Raw genomic sequence first — 23,582 nt, forward strand, 5'->3', positions numbered from 1 at the left:
TCAGGCTCTTAGTAACCGAATAAACGGTGGGCGAAGAAGCAACTCCTTCGGAAATAAGCCGAAATCCACAAAAATTTGAAGAGCAATTTTCGTAAATTCCTTCTTATTTCTCGGAGTTAAACACTTCTGATGTGACCCCCAAAAGTTGTACGTGAAAAATACAATTTTTGGAGGTTATTTTTTATGAGTTATTATGAGGTAGAATTCAAATTAAAGCTAGTGAAAGAGTACCTAGAAGGCCCTCTGGACGGACGAGCCTTGGCTAAAAAATACGGACTCCCGTCAAATGCCTTGATTTACAATTGGAAACACTCCTATCAATTATTTGGGAAAGAAGGGCTCAAAAGACACCGTTCACTGACAAAATATACTAGTGAATTTAAGCGAGATGTATTACACTTTATAGAAACGACAGGTGCTTCTTTCGGTGAAGCAGCAAGACAATTCAAGCTGCCTAATGGGTCGATGATTTCTCGTTGGCAAAAGAAATACATCGCTGGTGGTCAAACGGCTCTGTCTAATCAAAAAGGGAGACCCAAAAAAAGGATGAATAAACCAACAAAAAAACAGCAAGAAACAAGCAAACTATCTCGTGAAAAGGAATTAGAGCGTGAGAATGAACTTTTACGAATCGAGGTTGAGTATTAAAAAAAGCTACGGACTTTCCAACAAACTATTATGGCGAAGCGAAAAGACGAGTTCAAACCAGAATAGCCATAGAACTTATTGGAAAGTATCGTCAAGATCATGTATTACAAGCGATTAAGCTACCGCGTTCTACCTTCAATTACTGGAAAAAACAGATAATGAGCGAAGAAAAAATGACTCACATAGAGAAATTGATTCAAACAATTTTTGAAGAGAATGATCGCAATTATGGCTATCGTCGAATCAAACTGGCTTTAGTGAATATGGGCTATCAAATCAATCATAAGAAAATCCGACGAATTATGAAGAAATATAACTTAGTATGTATAAGCTTTACTCGTCGTTCAAGAAGGTATCGATCTTACAAAGGTTTAGTGGGAATCTTGGCAAAGAACAAGGTGAATCGCCGCTTCTTTAGCACGATGCCAAAACAAAAAATCTTTACAGATATTTCAGAATTTCACTATACTGAACGAAATTCCGAAGGAATTAAACTAAAAAGAAAAGCCTATCTCAGTCCTTTTCTTGATGGTTTTAATGGAGAAATCATTGCCTATCAATTTCAGCAAAAATCAACGTTGGATTGTGTATTGATTCCTTTAAAAACAGCCATTAAAGAAAGTAAAAAGACCAACTTTCGAACAACAATCCATTTCGATCAAGGGTGGCATTACCAAAATCAACAGTATGTTAGACAATTGAAGCAAGCAAAGTTATACCAGAGTATGTCACGAAAAGGAAATTGTTTGGACAATGCATTAATGGAAAATTTCTTTGGTCTAATGAAACAAGAAATGTATTATGGCCGTAGTTTTTCTAGCTTTGAGGAATTAAACCGAGCAGTTACAAATTATATTGATTATTACAATCATCATCGGATAAAAGCAAAATTGACTGGTATGAGTCCGGTTCAATACCGAATTCATACCAGTCGAATGACAAGTTAATCTACGTACAACTTTTAGGGCGCACATCATTCTGTCCCAACCTCTTGGTTTTTAGAAAAAGATAAACAGGCCAACTGCCGAAAGAATAGACAAAATTCCTAAACTAAATAGCAAACGGGTCATTGGAGTCGAGGCTTTGCGGCTACCTCGTCTAACACCAGCGATTCGTTTCTTAAATACTCTTGAAAGAATTAGCAGTAATAAACCGAAAACAGCTAGGATACCGATGGCCAAATAGTTATGACCTTCTTTTTTTGTAGATGAAAGTTGGACAGCCTTCTTTTTTTCTATCTTAACGGACTTGTCTGTGGATCCTTTTTCGCTAACTTCTCTGTACGAAACACTTTTAGCAGGGATATTCGGAGATACTTGACCGTATTCATTGGCTAAAGATAATTTTCCATCGGTCAATGTAAAACTAGGTTCAGTCTCTTTTTTAGCAAATCCGTAAAAATCTTGATCTAAAATAAGTTTTTTTCCATTGATCTTATTTGACCCTTTAGAAAGCAACTTTTTGTACTCATAAGTAGAGAAAGCATGCTCCAAAATTGCATTTCCAGCAAGATGCCGTTCATATTCTCCCTCTTGATCAGACCAATCACCCACGCCTAAAATAACTTCAATTAGTCGAGTATCGCCTTTTTTTGCTGTAGCGATATAATTAAAGCCACCAGTTGGACTTGATCCTGTTTTTAATCCATCTACTCCATCAAAGCCATATTTTGCACCTGGTAATGAGTAATTGTAAGTTTCAAACGTCTCAGCATAGGGTGTATTTTCCATCGTGGTCACAACGGGCTTGTTAGTGAACTGTAAAACCTCAGGGTATTTTTTAATTAAATTGTAAGTCAAAATAGCCAAGTCTCTAGCAGTTGATTTATTATCGCCGTCTGGATCGATACCTGGTGCTTCATATAATCCATCAAAGGCGCGAATTTGGGCACCGCTACAGTTAAAATATGTTGTATTTGTCATACCTAATTCTGCTGCCTTTTCATTCATTTTGCGAATGAAACCAGCTTCATCATTATCAGTAACTAGGTTTGCCAGCATCAGTGTGGCAACATTAGAGGAGGGGACTGCTACCATTGAAAACAAGTCACGAACAGGATAGTCAACGCCAAGAGTAATCTTATTGTTGCTTAAGGCATAGATTTGAGAGATATTCACATATTTTTCCGTTGCAGTAACAGTAGTGTCTAAAGTGAATTTACCTTGTTCCATTGCTTCTAAGGCTAAATACATCGTCATGACTTTAGCGATACTTGCAGGACTCCACGATAAATCAGGTTGTTCCTCCCATAAAATTTGACCAGAGTCAGCATCAATTACGATCGAGGCTTTGGGACGGTAGGCTTCTTTGACGGGGAAACCAGATTTTTCTGCAAAGTCCATTAAATGTTCTTCTGCATAACTTGTCTGAATAAAACTCCCGAATGAAATACAAGCAGCCAGCAGAAGACAACTAATTATTTTTAAAGGTGTGTTTCTTGTGAACATAGATTTAAACCCCTTCGTTGTTAGTACTTTTCTCATATCTGTACAACTGAGTAATAACTTTATTCTACTTGAAAAATAGGCAGAGTGTATACTGTTTTTTGTACTTTTCTGAAAAATAGTTTGCAAAGAAAGAGGGAGAGTTTGGTGCAATTCAATAAAGTAAATCTAAGCCGGAAGATGAAAGCTCACTTTTTCTTTCGTTTTTTCTTTTTTGGTCGCTTTAATTGTACTTTTTTTAACTTGTGTTGTTTTATCAACAGAATAAGAAGAGCCACTAAAAGTAAAATAACAATAAAAATCCCTATTAAAATATAAATGAAGAGTGAAGTTTGCTGTTTTTTTGGAGCCGTGTACTTTTTTACTTTTGTCGTTTGTTTAGAAATATGGAAAGTATCATCGAAAGTCCAATGCCATTTATTTTTTTCGGAAGAAGCATGAATCTTGATTTTGTATGTTCCAGCTTGTAGATTTTCTGGTGTGGGGATTTGAAAATTAAGCTGCGTATTCGGAGCCATCTGTAATTTTTTTGTTTCGTCAGAAAAAACTTTCTGTTTCACATCCCCTTTAGTTATTTCTGTTTTTAATGATAAGTCATTGATGAAGGTACTAACTGGATTTTGAAAGACAAGGTTCAACGAATCAGAACGTTGCTTCAATTCTAAATAATTTAGCTGTTTCTCTAGTACAGTATCTTTTTCACGTATGATTACACCAATTTCATAAGCGATTTTACTATTAACTGCATCTGTTTGCGTAGTATCAGCTTGCGTGATTCTGATACCACCAGCCAATATCCCTGTAAATGCTTGTTTTGGCATTTGTAAGGTCAGTTGAGCATCGATTTTACCATTTTTAGGTATGATATATGATGTCTGAGCAGGTGTCAGCAACTCTTTTAAATCGTACTTTAGCGATTCATCCTTAGGTAGCTTCTCCTTATTCGAGTAGTCAACTAGCCCTAAGGCACTAGTTGTTGCTGAATCAGTTTGAATGTTAACTTTAATATCTTTTGCTTCTTTATTTTCAATTGTGATAGATAGCGTTTGGCTTTGACTAGGTTCTACTCTCAAATCGAAATAAGAAACAGTCTTATTTTGTTGATTATCTGGCTGATGGGTGCGAACAGAAAACTGTTCAGCATAATTTTTGGTTGGGAAAATTGAAAAAACAGCTACTATAAAGAAAATAGCTGTAATTTTGTTGAGTACTTGTTTTATAATGGACGACTCCTTTCGTCGTTGATTACTCAACTTCAATTGGAAATTCTCCAGGTGTGTCTGTTAATGTCCAAGTGATTTCAGTTGATAATGATCCTTCTTGACTGGGTGTACCACTAGGGATCTCTAAGATAATATCGTTTGTTGTATATGGACCTGGATAGATAGCGTAGTTGTTCTCACTGGCACCTACTATATCTAAGTTATTAAAGAAACTAATTGCGTGGCGTCCTTGACCATAATCACCTGCAGTGAGAACGATTGGTACAGATGTGTTATCTGACTTTAATTGAATTGCTCCGTTATATGCCGCTAGCTGCTTATAATGATCTGTAGGATTTTTTAAAATTAAATTTGCATTAGTAATTTCAAAGCCTGTTTTTTTATTCTTCAGAGGTGCCATACTTGCAAGAAGAACCCAATTATGTTTTTCGACAACACGATCATCTTTAATATCAATTAGTGAAGGGTTTGAGGGACCTCCAGCCCAACCTTGTGGTAGAGGTTCTACAAATGCTGATCTGTAACTGTGAATATTATTGATTCTTGCGGGGATTGATTGTTTAGTAGATGAATATTTAATTTCTCCAAATTCTAATGGGCGAGCGGCTACTAACTCCAATTCTCCTGGAGTAACGTCTATGCTGACCTCACTTTTGGCTTGTATTTCTTCTGCTACGACACTCGTTGCGCTCAACATAAGTGTACATACAAGCATAGAAGTACCAACAACTAACTTTTTGATTTTCATATTTCAACATCCTTTCTTTCGTTGATATAAAGAGTTTATATCAACGAATTTCAATTTTACCATATGACAAAAATAAATCAATAACATTAGTTTTGACAATATTCTACAGTAAAGCCTTGAAAATTACTGAAAAAAAGTGCATTATAGAACTAATACTTTATTAACTTATCTAGCTTTACGAAACAGGGTCGTTCAGCTTTTAAATTATTTAGCTTTATGAGCCAGTTCTTCGGAAAAAAGATGAAAGTTGCTAGTGCCAAAGAACGGCACGATCTACTTTCCCTATTTTTCAGTCAGAACTAATCAGCTTCATTCAGCTTTTAACGAAAGGAAGTCATCATGTCAGAGCGTGGGTTATTAATTGTACTATCAGGTCCTTCCGGAGTCGGTAAAGGAACAGTACGGAAAGCAATTTTTGATAGTGAAGAGAATGATTTTCAGTACTCAATTTCTATGACTACCCGTAAGATGCGGGAAGGCGAAGTAGAAGGAGTCGATTACTACTTCCGCACAAAAGAAGAATTTGAAGCAATGATCGAAGCTGGTGAAATGTTAGAGTATGCGCAATATGTAGGGAACTACTACGGAACGCCGCTTTCTTACGTTAACCAAACGCTTGATGAAGGAAAAGATGTCTTTTTAGAAATCGAAGTCCAAGGAGCCGAGCAAGTGAAAGAAAAAGTGCCGGACGGCGTATTTATTTTTCTAACACCACCGGATTTATCTGAACTAAAATCACGAATCGTGGGTCGGGGTACTGATGATCATGATGTGATTGAAGAAAGAATGCGTGTGGCTCGCGAAGAAATCGAAATGATGGCATTATATGATTATGCTGTTGTGAATGATAAAGTACCATTGGCAGTGAAACGAATCAAAGAAATTATCGCGAGTGAACATTTTCGCGTTGATCGAGTAATTGGTAACTATATTAAAATGTTGAAGGAGATGTAGCCTTATGATGCTAAAACCATCTATTGACTCATTGTTAAAAGAAGTACCATCAAAATATTCGCTTGTTATCTTAGCAAGCAAACGCGCTCACGAATTAGACGAAGGTGCACAACCAACACTAGAAGGTTTTGAATCTGTAAAAAGTGTAGGCCAAGCACTAGAAGAAATCGATGCTGCAACAGTGATCAATGATCCTCGTCCAGAAGAAAAACGCGAAAGAATGCGTATGGCAAAAGAAGAACAAAAAATGAGACACGAACAAGAACAAAAAGAACTTGAAAATCGTATTCGCGAAGAAAAAAGTCTATAACATATATAAAACTGGGATGAAACTATGTTAAGGTTTCATCTCAGTTTTTATGTGTTTAGAAACCAAACAATGAACATCTGCTTTAATTTTTGGTAACAGAAATCAGAGGAACAAGACAAATGCTTGATTCTTTAGTACAATAGGCAAAGAAAAGCTGAGCAGATCATCTAGTAATGGCATAATTCAATAAATACAGAATGGAGGAATGTTTATGAGAAAAGCGGCGCAAGTGATTGTTGATGTCCCAACGATGCAGACAGACCAACCCTTTACTTATTTGATTCCTTTTAATTTAGAAGAACAATTAACAGTCGGCATGCGGGTGGAAGTTCCTTTCGGGAATGGAAATCGGCATCTTCAAGGCTTTGTTTTAGCGATAGAGGATGTTTCTGAAGAAGTGATAACAGCTCAAAAGTTTGAATGGAAGGAAATTCTTTCTGTTTTAGATTTAAAACCAGTTCTCAATACTGAATTGTTGGAGTTGGCAGATTACATGAAAGAAAAAACATTTGCGTTTAAAATCACTTGCCTACAAACTATGTTGCCTAGCGTAATGCGTGCAGATTATAGCAAATACATATATTTAACAGATGAATTAGAGGAAGCACTACAAGAGGAATTGTTTTATGGATTAAACGAAATCGCTTGGGAAGATGCGTTGACTCGAAATATTTTACCGCAATTAATGCAACTGAGAAAACAGCAAAAAGTCGATATCCGTTACGAAGTGAATACCCGAAATCGAGTGAAAATGATCCGTTATATTCAAGCATTGAAAGACTTTGAGCAATTGGAAGAGGCGCGTCTGGAGCTTAGAAAAGGTTCACAAAAAAAAGAACTGCTAATCAATTATTTACAGCAATTAGGGTTAGAAAAAATGACCACGGTCAAAGAGATGAAAGAACTAGGATTTAGTACCGCGGTGTTAAATGATGGGGCGAATAGACAGTGGTTAACGTTCGTGGAAGCGGAAGCCTACCGTGATCCATTTGCGGATCATACCTTTGAAAAAACGACAGCGCTAGCCTTAAACAATGAGCAGCAAAACGCGGTAGAAAAAATTCTAAGCTCCATGAATCAAAGGATAAGCAAAACATATTTACTGGAAGGAATCACTGGTAGTGGAAAAACCGAAGTATACCTCCAAGTAATCGCTGAAGTTTTAAATCAAGGGAAAACGGCCATGATGCTAGTACCGGAAATTTCGTTGACGCCGCAGATGGTTCATCGTTTTAAAAGCCGGTTTGGAGAGCAAGTAGCGGTGATGCATAGCGCTTTGTCACAAGGGGAGAAATACGATGAGTGGCGTAAAATCGAACGGGGTGAAGCACAAGTCGTAGTGGGTGTCCGTTCTGCTATTTTTGCTCCTTTAGAAAATCTTGGTGTTGTAATTATCGATGAAGAGCACGAAGCAAGTTACAAACAGGAAGAAACACCGCGTTATCATGCACGGGATTTGGCAATCTGGCGTGGGGCTTACCATCATTGTCCAGTGGTTTTAGGGAGTGCGACCCCTTCATTAGAGACTAGAGCACGAGCACAAAAAAAGGTGTATGAACGACTAGTATTATCGAAAAGAGCCAATCAAACTGCAACATTACCAACAATTGATGTGGTAGACATGCGTGAAGAAATTCAAAATAAAAACACCTCCTCTTTTTCGGTAGCACTTCAAGAAAAAATTCAAGATCGTTTGGCTAAGAAGGAACAAAGTGTTCTGTTATTGAATCGTAGAGGTTATTCCTCTTTTGTAATGTGCCGAGATTGCGGGTATGTTTTACCTTGTCCAAACTGTGATATCTCATTGACGCTTCATATGGATACGAAAACGATGAAATGCCATTATTGCGGCCATGAAGAACGAATTCCTTATCATTGCCCGAACTGTAGCGGAGATAAAATCCGTTATTATGGAACTGGGACACAAAAGGTGGAAGAAGAGCTAAAAGCTTTGTTTCCTGACAGTCGTGTTTTGCGAATGGATGTGGATACAACAAGGCGAAAGGGAGCTCATGAGAAAATTTTGACAGCTTTCGGTAATCATGAAGCAGATATTCTGCTAGGAACACAAATGATCGCGAAAGGGCTGGATTTTCCCAATGTAACGCTAGTTGGTGTTTTAAATGCGGATACGGCACTTAATTTACCAGATTTCCGTTCAAGTGAACGAACGTTTCAGTTATTAACTCAGGTCAGCGGAAGAGCAGGAAGAGCAGAAAAACCTGGAGAAGTCATCATTCAATCGTTTAATCCAGAACATTATGCGATCCAATTAGCCAAAGCACAGGATTATGAAGACTTTTACCAAAAAGAAATGTACGTCCGGCATCGTGGAGACTACCCGCCATTTTTCTTTACGGTACAAATCACAGCGAGCCATCCAGAAGAAAATCAAGCGGCTAAGCAGATGTTTGAAATCGTCAAAGAGCTAAAAGAAGGATTATCTGATCAAAGTATTTTACTTGGGCCAACACCGAACGCCATCATGCGGGTCAATAATCGTTACTTTTATCAAGTAATCATTAAATATAAAAACGAACCTAATTTACAAAATATCTTGAAAAAAATACTGACCGACACTCAAAGAGCAACAGCACATGGGTTGAAATTATCGATTGATGCTGAGCCGATGAATTTTATATAAGCGATTCAACCTTATAAAAGAAAGGAAACTTTATGCGCTATCCTATAGTAATACACCCTAATGAACGTCTGAAACAAAAAGCAAAACCAGTAACGATAATCACAGATGAAACGATCACTCTTTTAGAAGACATGTACGAAACGATGATTGCTCACGATGGAATTGGTCTAGCAGCCCCTCAAATCGGCAAAAATCTTCAGCTTGCAGTTGTAGAAGTGGATGAAGAAACAGGTTTATTTGAATTGATCAATCCTGAAATCATTGAGCGCAAAGGCAGTGACATTGATGTGGAAGGTTGTTTAAGTATCCCAGAAACGTATGGCACAGTCGAACGAGCAGATGAAGTAACAGTTCGCTATTTTGATCGTGAAGGAGACGAAATCGAAGTAACAGCGTATGGCTATCTTGCCAGAGCGTTTCAACATGAAATCGATCATCTAAATGGTGAACTATTTATTGATAAAATCATTGACCCAATCAAACCGGAAGAGTTAGAGGCATATATGGAGGAACATTTAGATGACTAAATTAATTTTTATGGGAACACCGGCATTTTCAGTGCCGATTTTAGAAGGACTGATCGAAAATGGTTATGACATCCAAGCCGTTGTCACTCAGCCAGATCGCCCAGTTGGACGAAAAAAAGTAATCACACCAACACCTGTGAAAGAAGCGGCCCTAAAACATAACTTACTTGTGTTACAACCAGAAAAAATCTCAGGTTCACCTGAAATGGAAAAAATCATCGAACTTGCACCAGATCTAATTGTGACAGCCGCTTTCGGTCAATTTTTACCAGAAAAGATTTTAAATGCACCTAAATTTGGCGCTATCAATGTTCATGCGTCACTATTACCGAAATACCGCGGAGGCGCCCCTGTTCATTATTCGATCATTGAAGGAGAAAAAGAAACAGGTGTCACAATCATGGAAATGGTGAAGAAAATGGACGCGGGAGATATTCTTTCCCAAAAAGCAATCCCAATCACTAAAGCAGATGATGTAGGGACGATGTTTGATCGACTAAGTGTCGTTGGGAAAGAGTTGCTGCTAGAGACTTTACCTAAACTGTTAGCAAATGACATCACGCCAATTCCGCAAGATGAGAGTCAAGTAACCTTTTCTCCGAATATTACAAGAGAACAAGAGCGTATTGATTGGAATAAAACAGCAGAACAAATCGACAATCAAGTCCGTGGCATGCGCCCATGGCCAACGGCGTTTACAATATACAACGAAATCAACTGGAAGCTATGGGAAGTCACACCTTTAGAAGAAACAACAGAGGCTGCACCTGGCACAATCATCAAGCGCAGTAAAAAAGAATTATGGATTGCCTGCGGAGAAGGAACGGTTCTTTCTATCAATACGATTCAGCCGTCTGGTAAAGGAAAGCTATTCATTCAAGATTTCTTAAATGGCGTCGGTAAAACAGTTGCAGAATCAGATAAGGTGGGCTAATCAATATGGGGAAAAAAATACCAGCAAGAGTAAAGAGTTCTGTTCGCTATGTAGCGCTAAGAACGATTGAGCGTGTGGATAACGGTGGTGCTTATTCAAATTTATTATTAAATGAAATGATCAACAAATCTGCTTTAGGAGAAAAAGACAGCCGTTTATTCACGGAGCTTGTCTATGGTACGATCAGTCGTAAGTTATTACTTGAGTATTATTTGACACCATTTATTACCAACCCTAAAAAAGTAGACAGCTGGGTAAAAAACTTACTTAGTTTGTCGATTTATCAGTTAGTATTTTTAGATAAAATTCCTGATCATGCCATCATTAATGAAGCAGTAGAAATTGGAAAACATAGAGGAAATGTTGGGATTGGTAAATTTGTTAACGGTGTGCTTCGTGCCTTTCAACGTGAAGGGGCTCCAAGTTTAGAGACTATCAAAGATCCAGTCGAACGTTTGTCAGTTGAAATCAGTATGCCAGTATGGTTGACGGAAAAGCTGATCAAACAAATGGGCATGGATGAAACGAGAAAATTAGGCTTATCACTTTTTGAAAAAAGTCATGTCAGTGGCCGTGTCGATACTCGTGAAATCAGTATCTCTGATGCGTTGGAAGAAGTACAAAAAGATCACATTGAAGCCTCTGCCAGTCAAGTTTCACCGTATGGTGTGGTTGCAGATAAAGGGTTTCTTGCAGGAAATTATTTGTTTGATGCGGGTAAGCTGACGATTCAAGACGAGAGCTCTATGCTAGTTGCGCCAGCAATGCAAATCGAAAAAAATCATGTCGTTTTAGATGCCTGCGCCGCACCAGGTGGGAAAACAACTCATATTGCAACGTTTCTTGATGCTTCACAAGGTGGCCGTGTGAAGTCTTTGGATATTCATGACCATAAAATCAAATTGATCAAACAAAATGCAGAACGTCTACACGTGAAGGATGTTGTGGATACTGAAAAATTAGATGCACGCAAAGTAGGAGAAGAATTCCCTGCTGAATACTTTGATCGAATCTTAGTGGATGCACCTTGTTCAGGTTTGGGGTTGATGCGTCGTAAACCAGACATTAAATACAATAAATCAGCACAAGATTTCGAACAACTGCCTAAAATTCAATTAGAAATTCTAGAAAGTGTTGCCCAAACATTGAAACAATACGGTATAATGGTCTATAGCACATGTACGATTGCCGAAGAAGAGAATCAGGAAGTAGTTGCAGCATTTTTAGAGAAGCATCCAGAATTTAAAAGAATCGATGTAAGTGTTAGTGAGGCAGTTCAGCCTTCTATCCAGGAGCAAATGCTCACATTATACCCACATCAATTAGGGACGGATGGATTCTTTATCTGCTGTATGCAGAAAGTTTGTTAAACGAGGTGAAGCATAGTGGAAATCAATTTTCAAACAGATGTCGGACGAAAACGAAATACCAACCAGGATTATGCTGGTCTATTTGAGAACCAGACAGGAGTTTCTTTAGCTATCTTAGCGGATGGAATGGGTGGTCATCAGGCAGGGGATGTTGCAAGCCAGATGGCGGTCAATAATCTTGGGGAGCGTTGGCAAGAAAGTCTTATTGATACATCGGAAAAGGCAGCGCAATGGCTAATCAAAGAAATCCAAGACGAAAATACAATGATATACGAAAAAGGTCAATCTCGACCTGAATATGTAGGAATGGGGACGACTATTGTTAGCGCAGTGTTGTTGGACCAGTCATTTGTATTGGCTAATATTGGTGATAGTCGAGCTTATTTGGTTCGCAATAATCAATTACGCCAACTGACAGAAGATCATTCCTTGGTTAATGAGTTAGTTAAATCTGGAGAAATCACACGTGAAATGGCTGCAAATCATCCAAGAAAAAATGTTTTAACACGTTCATTAGGGATGCCTAGAATGGTAGAAGTGGATGTAGCGAATCATCTCTGGGTGCCGGATGACTATATTTTACTATGCTCAGACGGATTAACAAATATGGTGTCAGAAGAAGATATTTTGACTATTTTACTTTCAGAAAAACCATTAAATGAAAAAGTTGAAACATTGATTACGACAGCCAATGAAGCAGGGGGCGCAGATAATATAACTGTCCTCGTGATCCATTTTGATGAACAGAAGGAGGAAGACCAATGATCGAGATCGGCAGAAAATTGAATGGTCGATATCATATTATTGGCAATATCGGTAGCGGTGGAATGGCCAATGTCTTTTTAGCGCATGACTTGATTTTGGATCGTGACGTAGCCGTCAAAGTCCTTCGTTTTGACTTCCAAAATGATCAAGCAGCTATTCGACGGTTTCAAAGAGAAGCCTTAGCTGCGACTGAATTGGTTCATCCCAATATCGTTAGTGTTTATGATGTAGGTGAAGAAGATGGGTTGCAGTACTTAGTGATGGAGTATGTTAAAGGAATGGATCTAAAACGGTTTATCCAGACCCAATACCCCATTCCATATGCAAAAATCGTTGATATCATGGAACAAATTTTATCAGCTGTTTCACTCGCTCACGAACATAGAATCATTCATAGAGATTTAAAACCACAAAATATTTTGATGGATGAAAGCGGCGTTGTAAAAATCACCGATTTTGGGATTGCCATTGCGTTAACGGAAACCTCAATCACGCAAACCAATACCATGTTAGGATCTGTTCACTATTTATCTCCAGAACAAGCTCGCGGTAGTATGGCGACTAATCAGTCTGATGTTTATGCGGTGGGGATTATTTTATACGAAATGCTGACAGGCAATGTACCATTTGATGGTGAATCAGCTGTTACAATTGCGTTGAAGCATTTTCAAGAAGAGATGCCTTCCGTTAAAATGTTTGACCCTAATATTCCGCAATCATTGGAAAATGTGGTTTTACATGCAACAGCCAAAGACCCAGCTGACCGCTATAAAACGGCCGAAGAGATGTCGCGTGATTTATATACTGTATTGGCTGCAAACCGTTGGAATGAACCCAAGTGGCAACCAACGGGGTTGATGGGCGAGACCAAAATTTTAACGCCAATCACTGATGACATGGCGATGCCGTCTTCCTTCAATTCGATGGAAACACCATCAGAAGAACAAAATGAATCAGAAGAAACCGACCCGCAAGTAGAGGTGAAAAAGAATACAAAGAAACCTTTAATCTTTCTGATCATTTTATTAGTTTTAGGTTTGATTATCGGTGGCGGTGTCTTTTTAGCAGGACAAGGTAGTGGCGAAGTCAAGATTCCTAATGTAGAAGATAAGACGGAGTCTGAGGCACGTAAGATGTTAGAAGATGCTGGACTGAAAGTTAAAGAGACGACGAAAGAAATTCCAGATGACTCAATCGCTGAAGGAAAAGTCGTTAAAACAGACCCGGCTATAGATTCTACAGTGAAAAAAAATCGTGAAATTGAACTTTATATAAGCTCTGGGAACAAGAAAATCAAGCTTGATGATTATGTTGGAGAAGACTATAAAGATGCTATCGAAGCATTAGGTAAATTAGGTTTCAAAGAGAGTCAAATCAAAATTACAAAGGAAACAGATTCTAAAGTAGACGAAGACAAAGTCATCAGTCAGACACCAGAACAAGGTGAAGAAGTCGATCCGAAAACAGATGAAATCACATTAATTGTTAGTGAAGGACCGGAAGATATCTATTTAGCTGATTACGCAAGTTTAGGCTACAGCTACAATAATGCGGTGACTGAGTTGTTGAGTTACGGAATCAAAGAAAATCAGATTACTCGAGTGGATAAACCAAGTGATACAGTAGCAAAAGACTTAGTGATGGCTCAAAATCCAGCTGCAGGGAATCCGTTTAATCCTAAAAAGGGGAAAATTACCTTAACCGTAAGTTCTGGACCAGATAAAACAACAACGTCTAGTTCTGAATCAAGTACAGTTGTTTTAGGTAGTTATGCAGAAAATTATACGTACGATAACGCAGTAAATGCGTTGATTAATTTAGGGATAAAAGAGAACCAAATCTCAAGGGTAGACGAAGCTAGCGATTTGCCTAAAGGGACTGTTATTTCACAAGATCCAGGTGCAGGTGCAACATTTGATCTTAAAAATGGTAAAATTACGCTAAAAGTTAGCACAGGACCAAGTAATGTGAGTGTTCCAAATTTAATAGGACTTTCTTCAGCTGAGGCTAAGGCTCAAATTGAAGGTGCTGGCTTGAAGTATGTAGAAGGCTCTGGGGATACGTCAAAAGGAAAAGTAACCAGTATTTCACCAAGTGTTGGTGATAGTGTTGCAAAAGGGACGTCTGTTACCGTCAATTTCTCAACTACAAATGACCCAACCAATGATGGGGCTAATTAAATAAGTACCATAAAGTGATTAAGATAAACAACGTCTTAATCACTTTTTTTATGTGAAAAAGCGATTTATCTAGCCCTGCATTTAGCTTTTCTTCAACCTATGGTAAAATGGAAGCAATAGAAACGAGGAGGTGGCATTTCTGAAAGGTCAAATCAGAAAAGCATTAAGTGGGTTTTACTACATTTATGCAGATGGTGCAACATTTCAAACGAGAGCCCGAGGGAATTTTCGCAATCGAAAAATCACCCCGTTGGTTGGCGACGAAGTCATGTTTGAGAGCGATAACCCAACCGATGGCTATTTGCTTGAAGTTTTTCCAAGACATAACGAATTGGTGCGCCCACCTGTGGCGAATGTAGATCAAGGAGTCATCGTTATGAGCATGATCGAACCTAATTTTTCGTGCAATCTAATGGATCGCTTTTTAGTCACACTAGAAGACAAAAAAATCGCCCCAATCATTTATTTAACAAAAGTCGATTTACTGGCTGGAACAGAATCAGTGAGTGTAGCAGAGGTCAAAAAAGTTTATGAAGAAATCGGTTATCCTGTGATTGCTGCAACAAAGGCCAATGATGAAGAAGCAGTTCGGACTTTGGAGCAGTTTTTTCCTGAACGCTTGACTGTTTTTATGGGGCAATCAGGTGCAGGGAAATCCACTTTATTAAATAAAATTTCTCCTGACTTACAACTAGCGACGGATGAAATTTCTGAATCATTAGGTCGAGGAAAGCATACGACCCGACACGTGGAACTTTTACCGCTATATGATGGCTTAGTTGCAGATACACCAGGATTTAGTTCCATTGACTTTTTAGAAATGGAAACAACAGAGTTACCAAAACAATTTCCCGAATTTGTAGAAGCCTCATCTTCCTGTAAGTTTCGTGAATGTATGCATCGTAAAGAACCTGGTTGTGAAGTGAAAGAACGCGTAGAATCAGGAGCAATTGCTCAGACGCGTTATGATAACTATCTGCAGTTTTTACTAGAAATTGAAAATCGTAGACCAATATATAAGAAAAAATAGAACTGACTTAGCATAGAATGAGTATCACTATTCATAGTTATGTAACCTACTGACGTAGTGTCAGCGAGTAAACAGACCTAAAAAATAAAAGGAGTGGCTTTAATGAAACTAGCACCATCGATTTTAAGTGCCGATTTTGCCAATTTAGAAAGAGATATTCAACTAGTAGAAAAATTAGGAGCAGACTATATTCATGTGGACGTGATGGATGGTCAATTTGTCCCTAACATTACTTTGGGACCTAACGTGATTTCAGCGATTCGACCAGTGACTAAGTTACCATTGGATGTTCACTTGATGATTGTTCAGCCAGAAAATTACATTGAAGCATTTGCGAAAGCTGGAGCAGATATTATTACTGTTCATGCAGAATCAACGACACATATCCATCGTGCTATCCAAATGATCAATGCATCAGGAGTGAAGTCGGGTGTTGTGATTAATCCGGGTACCCCTTTGTCTGCGATCGAATATGTACTGGATTTAGTTGATCAAGTTTTGATTATGACAGTGAACCCAGGATTTGGAGGACAATCATTCATAGAAAGTTCTTTGAACAAAATCGCTCAGTTAAAAGAGTGGAAAGAAACAAAAGGCTATACTTATGATATTGAAGTGGACGGTGGCATTGTTCCAGAAACTGCGAAACGTTGTAAAGAAGCGGGTGCAAATGTGTTTGTAGCAGGTTCATATATCTATGATTCAGAAAGTCCTAAAGATCGGATCGATGCGCTGAGAGCTGTGTTGGATTAATGAAAATTCTTCTTGTGGCAGGCGGTTCGCCAAAGGAGTGGCCGCAGTTTGACTCGGTAGATTTTGATTATTTTGTGGGAATCGATCGAGGCAGCTTATACATTTTGGAACAGGGCTGGTCATTAGATTTGGCAGTGGGAGATTTTGACTCTTTAACGAATGATGAACAGCAGAGCGTTCGAAAACAAGCGAAAGAACTAGTTCAAGCACAAGCAGAAAAAGATGATACAGATACACAACTAGCTTTGGCGCTTGCAATCAAAAAATTCCCAGAGGCACAAATCATGATTATCGGCGCAACAGGTGGTCGTTTGGATCACTTTTTAGCCAACTTGTGGTTGCCATTTGAACCACGTTTTCAAGCGTTTGCCCATCAAATAAAAGTAAAAGATCATCAAAATAGTATCGCGTATTATCTTCCAGGAGAATATGTGATAAAAAAAGAAACAAAGATGGATTATTTAGCTTACTGTTGTTTAACACCGGTCAAAAACCTGACGTTAACACATAGTAAATATACACTAGATCATGTGAATGTTGCGATTCCTACTTCTTACGCAAGTAATGAATTTATAGGAGAAACGGCTGGGTTTTCATTTGATACAGGAATGATTGCTGTGATTCAAAGTCGCGATGATAAATAAAAAAAGCTGAACGGCATGCCGTTCAGCTTTTTGATGACGTTCTATTAAACACGCTCGATTTTACCAGATTTCAAAGCACGAGTTGACACCCAAACTTTTTTAGGTTTACCGTCTATTAATACACGAACTTTTTGCAAGTTAGGTTTAACAGTACGTTTAGTAGCGTTCATTGCATGTGAGCGGTTATTGCCGCTGCTTGTCTTACGACCAGTAAAGTAACATACTTTTGCCATTTTTAGTTTCCTCCTTTGCTTTGATCTCGGAGCGATGATTTTCAGCTCATACTAACTTAATTTATCATAGAAAACATTTTTTTGCAAGGGGGTTTTCAAATCAGTTTGACATTTCCCCTGAAACGATGTAAATTATACAATTATTGGCAAATTAGATGAGACGCTCTATAATTATCTGGATAAGTTCCTTTTCATTGAGGTACGGCTATGTTAAAATATTATAGAAGAAAATAGGGCAACTGTGCTCTTTAAGGAGGCTTTCATCAATGGCTGTAAAAATCAAAACACCAGCAGGCACCATTGAGATTACCAATGAGGTTATTGCCACTGTAGTTGGCGGTGCTGCGACAGATATCTATGGAATCGTCGGTATGGCTAGTAAAAACCAAATCAAAGATAATTTAAATGGCATTTTGCGCAAAGAAAATTATTCTAAAGGCGTGGTCGTGCGACAAGAAGAAAATGGCGTTGCGGTCGACGTATATACAATCGTAAGTTATGGAACAAAAATTTCAGAAGTATCTCGTAATGTCCAAGAAAAAGTAAAGTACAACCTTGAAACACTATTAGGTGTGACTGCTAATTCAGTCAACGTATTTGTGCAAGGTGTTCGTGTGTTGCCTGACTAGGTAGCCAGCTGTTAGCAATGATTTAGCGATTTACTTTTTTGAAGTTTGGCTGGACGTGATTGTTCCACTTTTTATTGATCTAGCTCCACGAACCAGACCTCTCAACAAATAGATAAAATGCCGAAAAGACAAAAAGCATCTTTCCTGCATTTTCCTAATTTGTTCGAGGGCTAAGCGGTTCGTTTCGCTTTTCTATGCAACAGGAATCTCAAAGGAGGATTTTTTAGGTGAATGTAACAGAAATCAGTGCAAGTCAGTTCCAAGAGATGGTTCAGGCTGGTGCGAGTCGTTTGCATGTGAATGCAGAGTATGTCAACTCATTGAACGTTTTCCCTGTGCCAGATGGCGATACAGGAACAAATATGAACTTATCTATGACGAGTGGAGCGAAGGCTGTAGCCGATTCTCGCTCTGAAAAAGTCGGAGAACTAACAACAATTCTGTCAAAAGGATTATTGATGGGTGCTAGAGGGAACTCTGGTGTTATCTTATCACAATTATTCCGTGGCTTTTCTAAACAAATTCCGGATGTTGAAACGTTGAACGCAAAAGATTTAGCAGCAGCGTTTACGCACGGTGTGGAGACTGCTTATAAAGCAGTGATGAAACCTGTAGAAGGTACAATTCTGACTGTTTCTCGTGAAGCTGCCCGTTCTGGTGAACGCAAAGCAAAAGAAACCGACGACTGTATCGAAGTAATGCAGGCCGTTGTGAAAGGTGCAAAACGGGCGTTGGCTAAAACACCTGATCTTTTACCAGTATTAAAAGAAGTCGGTGTAGTCGATAGTGGTGGCCAAGGCTTATTATTTATCTATGAAGGATTTTTAGAAGCATTGTCAGGTGAATTTTTAGCAACAGAAGTGTATGAGCCAAGTCCTGGTGAAATGGACGAGATGGTCAATGCTGAACATCACCGTGGCGTTAGCGGACATGTTGCGACTGAAGACATCAAGTTCGGTTACTGTACAGAAATCATGGTTCAAATCGGTGAAGGTCCAACTGTGGACAGTGATTTCGATTATGAAACATTTAGAAACTACTTAAACGAATTGGGTGATTCGTTACTTGTCGTAAACGACGATGAAATCATCAAGGTTCATGTGCATACTGAACATCCAGGTGAAGTGATGAATTATGGTCAAAAATTCGGTTCATTAGTGAAAATCAAAGTAGATAACATGCGTTTACAGCATGAAACGTTAGTTGAGCATGACGCCCAAGCGGCAGTTGTTCAAAAAGCACGCGTTCCTTACGCAGTGATTGCAATAGCAGCAGGAGAAGGTGTTCAAGACTTATTCCGTAGCCTTGGTGCAAGCTATATCATTAGTGGCGGTCAAACAATGAATCCTAGTACTGAAGATATCTTGAAAGCTGTTAAAGAAGTAAACGCTGACCAAGTGATTATCTTGCCTAACAACAAAAACATATTCATGGCAGCTGATCAAGCGGCAGAAGTAGCAGATATTCCAGTAGCGGTCGTGCCAACAAAAACAATCTCTCAGGGAATGACAGCGATGCTTGCATTCAATGACCAACAAACACTTGAAGAAAATAATGCAACAATGACAGAAATGATCGAAAGTGTTGTTAGCGGGCAGGTAACAACAGCTGTACGTGACACAACGATTGATAATGTAGAAATTAAGAAAGATGACTATCTAGGGATGATCGACGGCAAAATCGTAGTATCTGAACCAGATATGTTTAAAGCATCATTGGACACATTGAAACGCATGATCGATGAAGACACAGAAATCGTAACAATCATTGTCGGTGAAGGTGGTACAATGAAAGAAGCTGAAAAATTTGTAGAAGCGTTGGCTGCTGAATATGAAGAGATAGAAACAGAACTTCATGAGGGCGGACAACCGGTTTATCCATACCTGTTTTCAGCGGAATAATAAATGACTTATTGAAGAGCCTGGGACATAACTAAAAAGGTTATGTTTCAGGCTCTTAGTACCCGAATAAACGGTGGGCGCAGAAGCAACTCCTTCGGAAATAAGCCGGAATTCACAAGAATTTGAAGAGCAATTTTCGTAAATTCCTTCTTATTTCTCGGAGTTAAACACTTCTGTTCCAACCTCTTTTTCTATAGAGAATAAACAAATGAAAAGTAATACACATATCTATTTAATGAGAGGAGGAAGAGTGGTGAATTTATCGGATAATATCAGTGTCTTGACAGGCGTTGGGCCAAAACGTGCTGAGAATTTAAAGGAATTAGGCATTTATACAATAGAAGAGTTATTGTCCTACTATCCTTTTCGATATGATGATATCCAAGAAAAGGAATTAAATGAAATTCAGGATCAAGAAAAAGTCACGCTAAAAGGTTTAGTTGTATCTGAACCAGTCGTGAGCCGTTATGGCTATAAAAAAAGTCGCATGATGTTTCGGATGATGCAAGACCATGCGGTAATCAACGTGTCCTTCTTTAATCAACCGTATTTAAAAGACAAAATCGTGATGTCTGAAGAAATCGCAATTTATGGAAAATGGGATGTGAAACGGAAATCATTAAACGGCATGAAAATTTTAGCAGCTCAAAATGACGGAGAAGATTTTGCTCCGATCTATCATGTAAACAAAAAAGTTCGACAAAGTAGTTTGATCCAGCTGATTCGCACTGGCTTTGAAAAGTACGGGAATTTTATTCCAGAGTTTTTGCCAGAAACATTAGTAGAGAAATATCGCTTAATGCCAAGAAAAGAAGCGATGTTTGCAATGCATTTTCCAAATAATCCAGAAGAAAGCCATCAAGCGAAGCGGCGTGTTGTTTTTGAAGAATTTTTCTTGTTCCAATTGAAAATGCAAGGGTTGAAGAGAAGAGAAAAAGCAGAAAAAAATGGGTTGAGTGTTCAGTACGATGTGGATCGCTTAAAGACATTTACGCAGAAACTCCCTTTTGAACTGACGGACGCTCAAAAGAAAGTAACAAACGAAATTTGTCGGGATTTAATGAGCCCGAATCATATGCAGCGTTTATTACAAGGCGATGTAGGGAGTGGGAAAACGGTTGTTGCGGCAATTGCTCTTTACGCGACGATGACAGCTGGCTTTCAGGGTGCTTTAATGGTGCCGACAGAGATTTTGGCGCAACAGCATATGGAAAGCCTTCAGCAATTGTACGATCCCTTAGAAGTTCGTACAGCCCTACTAACTGGATCGACTAAAACTAAAGAGCGACGAATGATTCTTGAACAGCTTGCGACAGGTGAGATCGATATTATTATTGGAACGCACGCATTGATTCAAGAAGATGTCCGTTTCCGGCAACTAGGTTTAGTCATTACAGATGAACAACATCGATTTGGTGTGAATCAACGCCGAATCTTAAGAGAAAAAGGGTTAAAACCAGATGTTTTATTTATGACCGCAACACCGATCCCAAGAACATTGGCCATTACGGCTTTTGGTGAGATGGATGTTTCGATCATTGATGAAATGCCAGCAGGTCGGATTCCAATAGAGACACGCTGGATAAGACCTCCTCAACTAGATACAGTTTTAGAGTGGATGGAAAAAGAATTGGCACGTGGGCACCAAGCCTATGTGATTTGCCCGTTGATCGAAGAATCAGAAGCGCTAGATGTAAAGAATGCTACGGAGATTTTTGAACATATGTCGGCATTCTTTAATCCTACATATCAAGTTGGTTTGCTTCATGGAAAAATGAAAAACCAAGAAAAAGAAGAAATTATGCAGGAGTTCAAAGAAAATAACTTGCAGTTGCTAGTTTCTACAACAGTGATCGAAGTCGGAGTCAATGTTCCAAACGCCACAGTCATGCTTATTATGGATGCTGATCGATTTGGACTAGCGCAATTGCACCAGCTTCGTGGACGCGTTGGTCGAGGTTCAGAAGCTTCTTATTGTATTTTAGTTGCTAACCCAAAGAACGAAATGGGTGTGGAGCGAATGAAAATTATGACAGAAACGAATAATGGGTTTGTACTAAGTGAAAAAGATTTAGAGTTGCGAGGACCAGGCGAAGTCTTTGGCGCTAGACAATCAGGTGTGCCGCAATTTGCTGTAGGCGATATTGTGACAGACGTCAATATTTTGGAGGTTGCGCGTCAAGAAGCGAGTACGATTTGGACAAAAGAGCAATGGTGGGTCTTGCCAGAGTATCGTGGTATTGCTGATAAGATTAAGCCAAATGATGACGAGCAACAGTTTTTTGACTAATCGTATTAAGACATTACAAAGAACTGAAGGCAAGTATGAATGCATTCTCGTTGATCTAGCTGTATGAGTCAGCTCTTCGGAAAAAAGATGAATGTTATTGGTGATAAAGAACTCACAAACAGAATTCCCTATTTTTCTGCCAGAGCTAAACGACACATTCAGCTTTTCGTTGATCCAGCTACACAAATCAACTCTCAAGGAAAATAGACAATCTGTCTATGAAACCAAAAGCGTTTCTTAGTCAGATTCCTAATTTTCATGAGAGTTAAACGCTTTGTTCCGCTTTTCAATATGTTATACTATTTATTGTAATTTACCTAGGAGGGACTATGTTATGAAGATTGCAGTTGATGCAATGGGTGGCGATCATGCGCCGCAAGCTATTGTTGAAGGCGTAATGTTAGCCAAACAGGATTTTCCAGAGGTTGAGTTCTTGCTTTATGGAAAAGAAGATGAAATTAAAAAATATGTAACAGATGAAACGAATATTACGATTATTCATACGGATGAAAAAATCAACAGTGATGATGAGCCAGTCAAGGCCATTCGTCGTAAGAAAAATGCTTCAATGGTACTCGCTGCACAAGCAGTAAAAGAGGGAGAGGCGGATGCCATTTTTTCTGCGGGTAACACAGGAGCGTTATTAGCTGCTGGATTATTTATCGTTGGACGGATCAAAAATGTTGAACGTCCGGGATTGATGTCGACTTTACCAGTAATCGGTCAACCGGATGGTGGGTTTGATATGTTAGATTTGGGAGCGAATGCTGATAATAAACCAGAGCATCTTGTTCAATATGCTGTACTAGGTTCTTTTTACGCTGAAAAAGTTAGAAATATCTCAAAACCTCGTGTGGCTCTTTTAAATAATGGCGCAGAAGAAACCAAAGGCAGTGAGTTAACTAAAAAAGCATTTGAATTACTTTCAGAAGAAGAGGGAATTCATTTTATCGGTAATGTGGAAGCGCGTGAGTTGTTAAGTGGAGCAGCAGATGTTGTTGTGACAGATGGTTTTACAGGAAACGCTGTATTGAAATCAATTGAAGGAACAGCCTTAAACATGATGGGACTTTTAAAATCATCGATCCTTGCAGAAGGAGTCAAAGGAAAGATGGGTGCGTTGCTTTTAAAGAATGCGTTACGTGGTATGAAAGATGAGATGGATTACTCTAAACATGGTGGAGCCGTTCTTTTTGGCTTAAAAGCACCTGTCATTAAAACACATGGTTCGACAGGGCCAGAAGCAGTGCGTTATACGATTCGTCAGATCCATACAATGCTGAAGACAGAGGTTGTACCTCAGCTTGTCAGTTATTATGAAACAAAAAAATAGTACTGTTCGCAACCTGTTTGCA

At 38.8% G+C, this 23,582-nt stretch carries 20 protein-coding genes and 1 pseudogene; 17 read left to right on the forward strand and 4 right to left on the reverse strand.

Annotated elements, in window-relative coordinates; translation table 11 throughout:
• Window positions 1-183: 183 nt before the first annotated feature.
• Both IGJ34_RS00725 and IGJ34_RS00730 read left to right on the forward strand, forming a co-directional pair.
• Window positions 184-648 carry a helix-turn-helix domain-containing protein gene (locus IGJ34_RS00725; RefSeq protein ID WP_430597889.1) on the forward strand — a complete coding sequence of 155 codons (465 nt, stop codon included), beginning with the start codon at window positions 184-186 and terminating at the stop codon, window positions 646-648.
• Between the two features lie 56 nt (window positions 649-704).
• Window positions 705-1,595, forward strand: a pseudogene (locus tag IGJ34_RS00730) (IS3 family transposase); the annotation flags it as partial.
• 51 nt (window positions 1,596-1,646) lie between these two features.
• On the opposite strand, the gene IGJ34_RS00735 reads toward IGJ34_RS00730, so the two are convergent.
• The 3 genes from IGJ34_RS00735 to IGJ34_RS00745 all read right to left on the reverse strand — a co-directional run bounded on the left by IGJ34_RS00735 (window position 1,647) and on the right by IGJ34_RS00745 (window position 5,063).
• On the reverse strand, window positions 1,647-2,990 hold the full coding sequence (locus IGJ34_RS00735) for a DUF1958 domain-containing protein (RefSeq protein ID WP_430597890.1): 1,344 nt from the start codon (window positions 2,988-2,990) through the stop codon (window positions 1,647-1,649).
• Between the two features lie 290 nt (window positions 2,991-3,280).
• Window positions 3,281-4,351 carry a WxL protein peptidoglycan domain-containing protein gene (locus IGJ34_RS00740; protein ID WP_430597891.1) on the reverse strand — a complete coding sequence of 357 codons (1,071 nt, stop codon included), beginning with the start codon at window positions 4,349-4,351 and terminating at the stop codon, window positions 3,281-3,283.
• Window positions 4,338-5,063 (reverse strand): WxL domain-containing protein, encoded by a 726-nt coding sequence (locus tag IGJ34_RS00745; protein WP_206838516.1) that lies wholly within the window; start codon window positions 5,061-5,063, stop codon window positions 4,338-4,340. The genes IGJ34_RS00740 and IGJ34_RS00745 overlap by 14 nt, the downstream gene beginning before the upstream one ends.
• Before the next feature lie 339 nt (window positions 5,064-5,402).
• Here IGJ34_RS00745 and gmk point away from each other — a divergent pair, with 339 nt between their 5' ends.
• The 11 genes from gmk to IGJ34_RS00800 all read left to right on the forward strand — a co-directional run bounded on the left by gmk (window position 5,403) and on the right by IGJ34_RS00800 (window position 17,174).
• Entirely contained in the window at window positions 5,403-6,017 is a 615-nt protein-coding gene (gmk, locus tag IGJ34_RS00750) for a guanylate kinase (protein WP_069653282.1), read from the forward strand.
• 4 nt (window positions 6,018-6,021) lie between these two features.
• Window positions 6,022-6,327 carry a DNA-directed RNA polymerase subunit omega gene (rpoZ, locus tag IGJ34_RS00755; protein ID WP_069653283.1) on the forward strand — a complete coding sequence of 102 codons (306 nt, stop codon included), beginning with the start codon at window positions 6,022-6,024 and terminating at the stop codon, window positions 6,325-6,327.
• Between the two features lie 211 nt (window positions 6,328-6,538).
• Window positions 6,539-8,971 (forward strand): primosomal protein N', encoded by a 2,433-nt coding sequence (gene priA, locus IGJ34_RS00760; RefSeq protein WP_206848377.1) that lies wholly within the window; start codon window positions 6,539-6,541, stop codon window positions 8,969-8,971.
• Between the two features lie 32 nt (window positions 8,972-9,003).
• Window positions 9,004-9,498: a peptide deformylase gene (def, locus tag IGJ34_RS00765; protein ID WP_430597892.1), complete on the forward strand. Its 495-nt coding sequence runs from the start codon at window positions 9,004-9,006 to the stop codon at window positions 9,496-9,498.
• A complete protein-coding gene (gene fmt / locus IGJ34_RS00770; protein WP_206848379.1) occupies window positions 9,491-10,432 on the forward strand; it encodes a methionyl-tRNA formyltransferase in 942 nt (313 codons plus the stop codon). The genes def and fmt overlap by 8 nt, the downstream gene beginning before the upstream one ends.
• 5 nt (window positions 10,433-10,437) lie before the next feature.
• The gene (gene rsmB / locus IGJ34_RS00775; protein ID WP_069653287.1) at window positions 10,438-11,802 is read left to right on the forward strand and encodes a 16S rRNA (cytosine(967)-C(5))-methyltransferase RsmB; all 1,365 of its coding nucleotides are present in this window, start codon (window positions 10,438-10,440) and stop codon (window positions 11,800-11,802) included.
• 15 nt (window positions 11,803-11,817) lie between these two features.
• The gene (locus tag IGJ34_RS00780; protein ID WP_111248952.1) at window positions 11,818-12,567 is read left to right on the forward strand and encodes a Stp1/IreP family PP2C-type Ser/Thr phosphatase; all 750 of its coding nucleotides are present in this window, start codon (window positions 11,818-11,820) and stop codon (window positions 12,565-12,567) included.
• Window positions 12,564-14,747 carry a Stk1 family PASTA domain-containing Ser/Thr kinase gene (gene pknB, locus IGJ34_RS00785; protein WP_430597893.1) on the forward strand — a complete coding sequence of 728 codons (2,184 nt, stop codon included), beginning with the start codon at window positions 12,564-12,566 and terminating at the stop codon, window positions 14,745-14,747. Before IGJ34_RS00780 ends, pknB begins: the two co-directional genes overlap by 4 nt.
• A gap of 130 nt (window positions 14,748-14,877) precedes the next feature.
• Window positions 14,878-15,777, forward strand: coding sequence for a ribosome small subunit-dependent GTPase A (gene rsgA / locus IGJ34_RS00790; RefSeq protein WP_430597894.1), 900 nt, complete (start codon window positions 14,878-14,880; stop codon window positions 15,775-15,777).
• A gap of 102 nt (window positions 15,778-15,879) precedes the next feature.
• Complete coding sequence (gene rpe, locus IGJ34_RS00795; protein ID WP_430597895.1) at window positions 15,880-16,530, forward strand: ribulose-phosphate 3-epimerase; 651 nt, start codon at window positions 15,880-15,882, stop codon at window positions 16,528-16,530.
• Entirely contained in the window at window positions 16,530-17,174 is a 645-nt protein-coding gene (locus IGJ34_RS00800) for a thiamine diphosphokinase (protein ID WP_430597896.1), read from the forward strand. Before rpe ends, IGJ34_RS00800 begins: the two co-directional genes overlap by 1 nt.
• Before the next feature lie 44 nt (window positions 17,175-17,218).
• Here IGJ34_RS00800 and rpmB read toward each other — a convergent pair whose 3' ends face one another.
• Window positions 17,219-17,407: a 50S ribosomal protein L28 gene (gene rpmB / locus IGJ34_RS00805; protein WP_010761898.1), complete on the reverse strand. Its 189-nt coding sequence runs from the start codon at window positions 17,405-17,407 to the stop codon at window positions 17,219-17,221.
• 266 nt (window positions 17,408-17,673) lie between these two features.
• Between rpmB and IGJ34_RS00810 the strand changes: the two genes are divergently transcribed.
• From IGJ34_RS00810 to plsX, 4 genes are all read left to right on the forward strand, one after another.
• The gene (locus tag IGJ34_RS00810; protein ID WP_010761897.1) at window positions 17,674-18,036 is read left to right on the forward strand and encodes an Asp23/Gls24 family envelope stress response protein; all 363 of its coding nucleotides are present in this window, start codon (window positions 17,674-17,676) and stop codon (window positions 18,034-18,036) included.
• Between the two features lie 227 nt (window positions 18,037-18,263).
• On the forward strand, window positions 18,264-19,937 hold the full coding sequence (locus IGJ34_RS00815) for a DAK2 domain-containing protein (RefSeq protein ID WP_430597897.1): 1,674 nt from the start codon (window positions 18,264-18,266) through the stop codon (window positions 19,935-19,937).
• A gap of 235 nt (window positions 19,938-20,172) precedes the next feature.
• Complete coding sequence (gene recG / locus IGJ34_RS00820) at window positions 20,173-22,227, forward strand: ATP-dependent DNA helicase RecG (RefSeq protein WP_430598509.1); 2,055 nt, start codon at window positions 20,173-20,175, stop codon at window positions 22,225-22,227.
• A gap of 334 nt (window positions 22,228-22,561) precedes the next feature.
• Window positions 22,562-23,560 carry a phosphate acyltransferase PlsX gene (gene plsX, locus IGJ34_RS00825; RefSeq protein WP_111248944.1) on the forward strand — a complete coding sequence of 333 codons (999 nt, stop codon included), beginning with the start codon at window positions 22,562-22,564 and terminating at the stop codon, window positions 23,558-23,560.
• Window positions 23,561-23,582: the final 22 nt, after the last annotated feature.

This window comes from Enterococcus sp. AZ177, assembly GCF_050544585.1.
Lineage (GTDB): Bacteria > Bacillota > Bacilli > Lactobacillales > Enterococcaceae > Enterococcus_L > Enterococcus_L plantarum.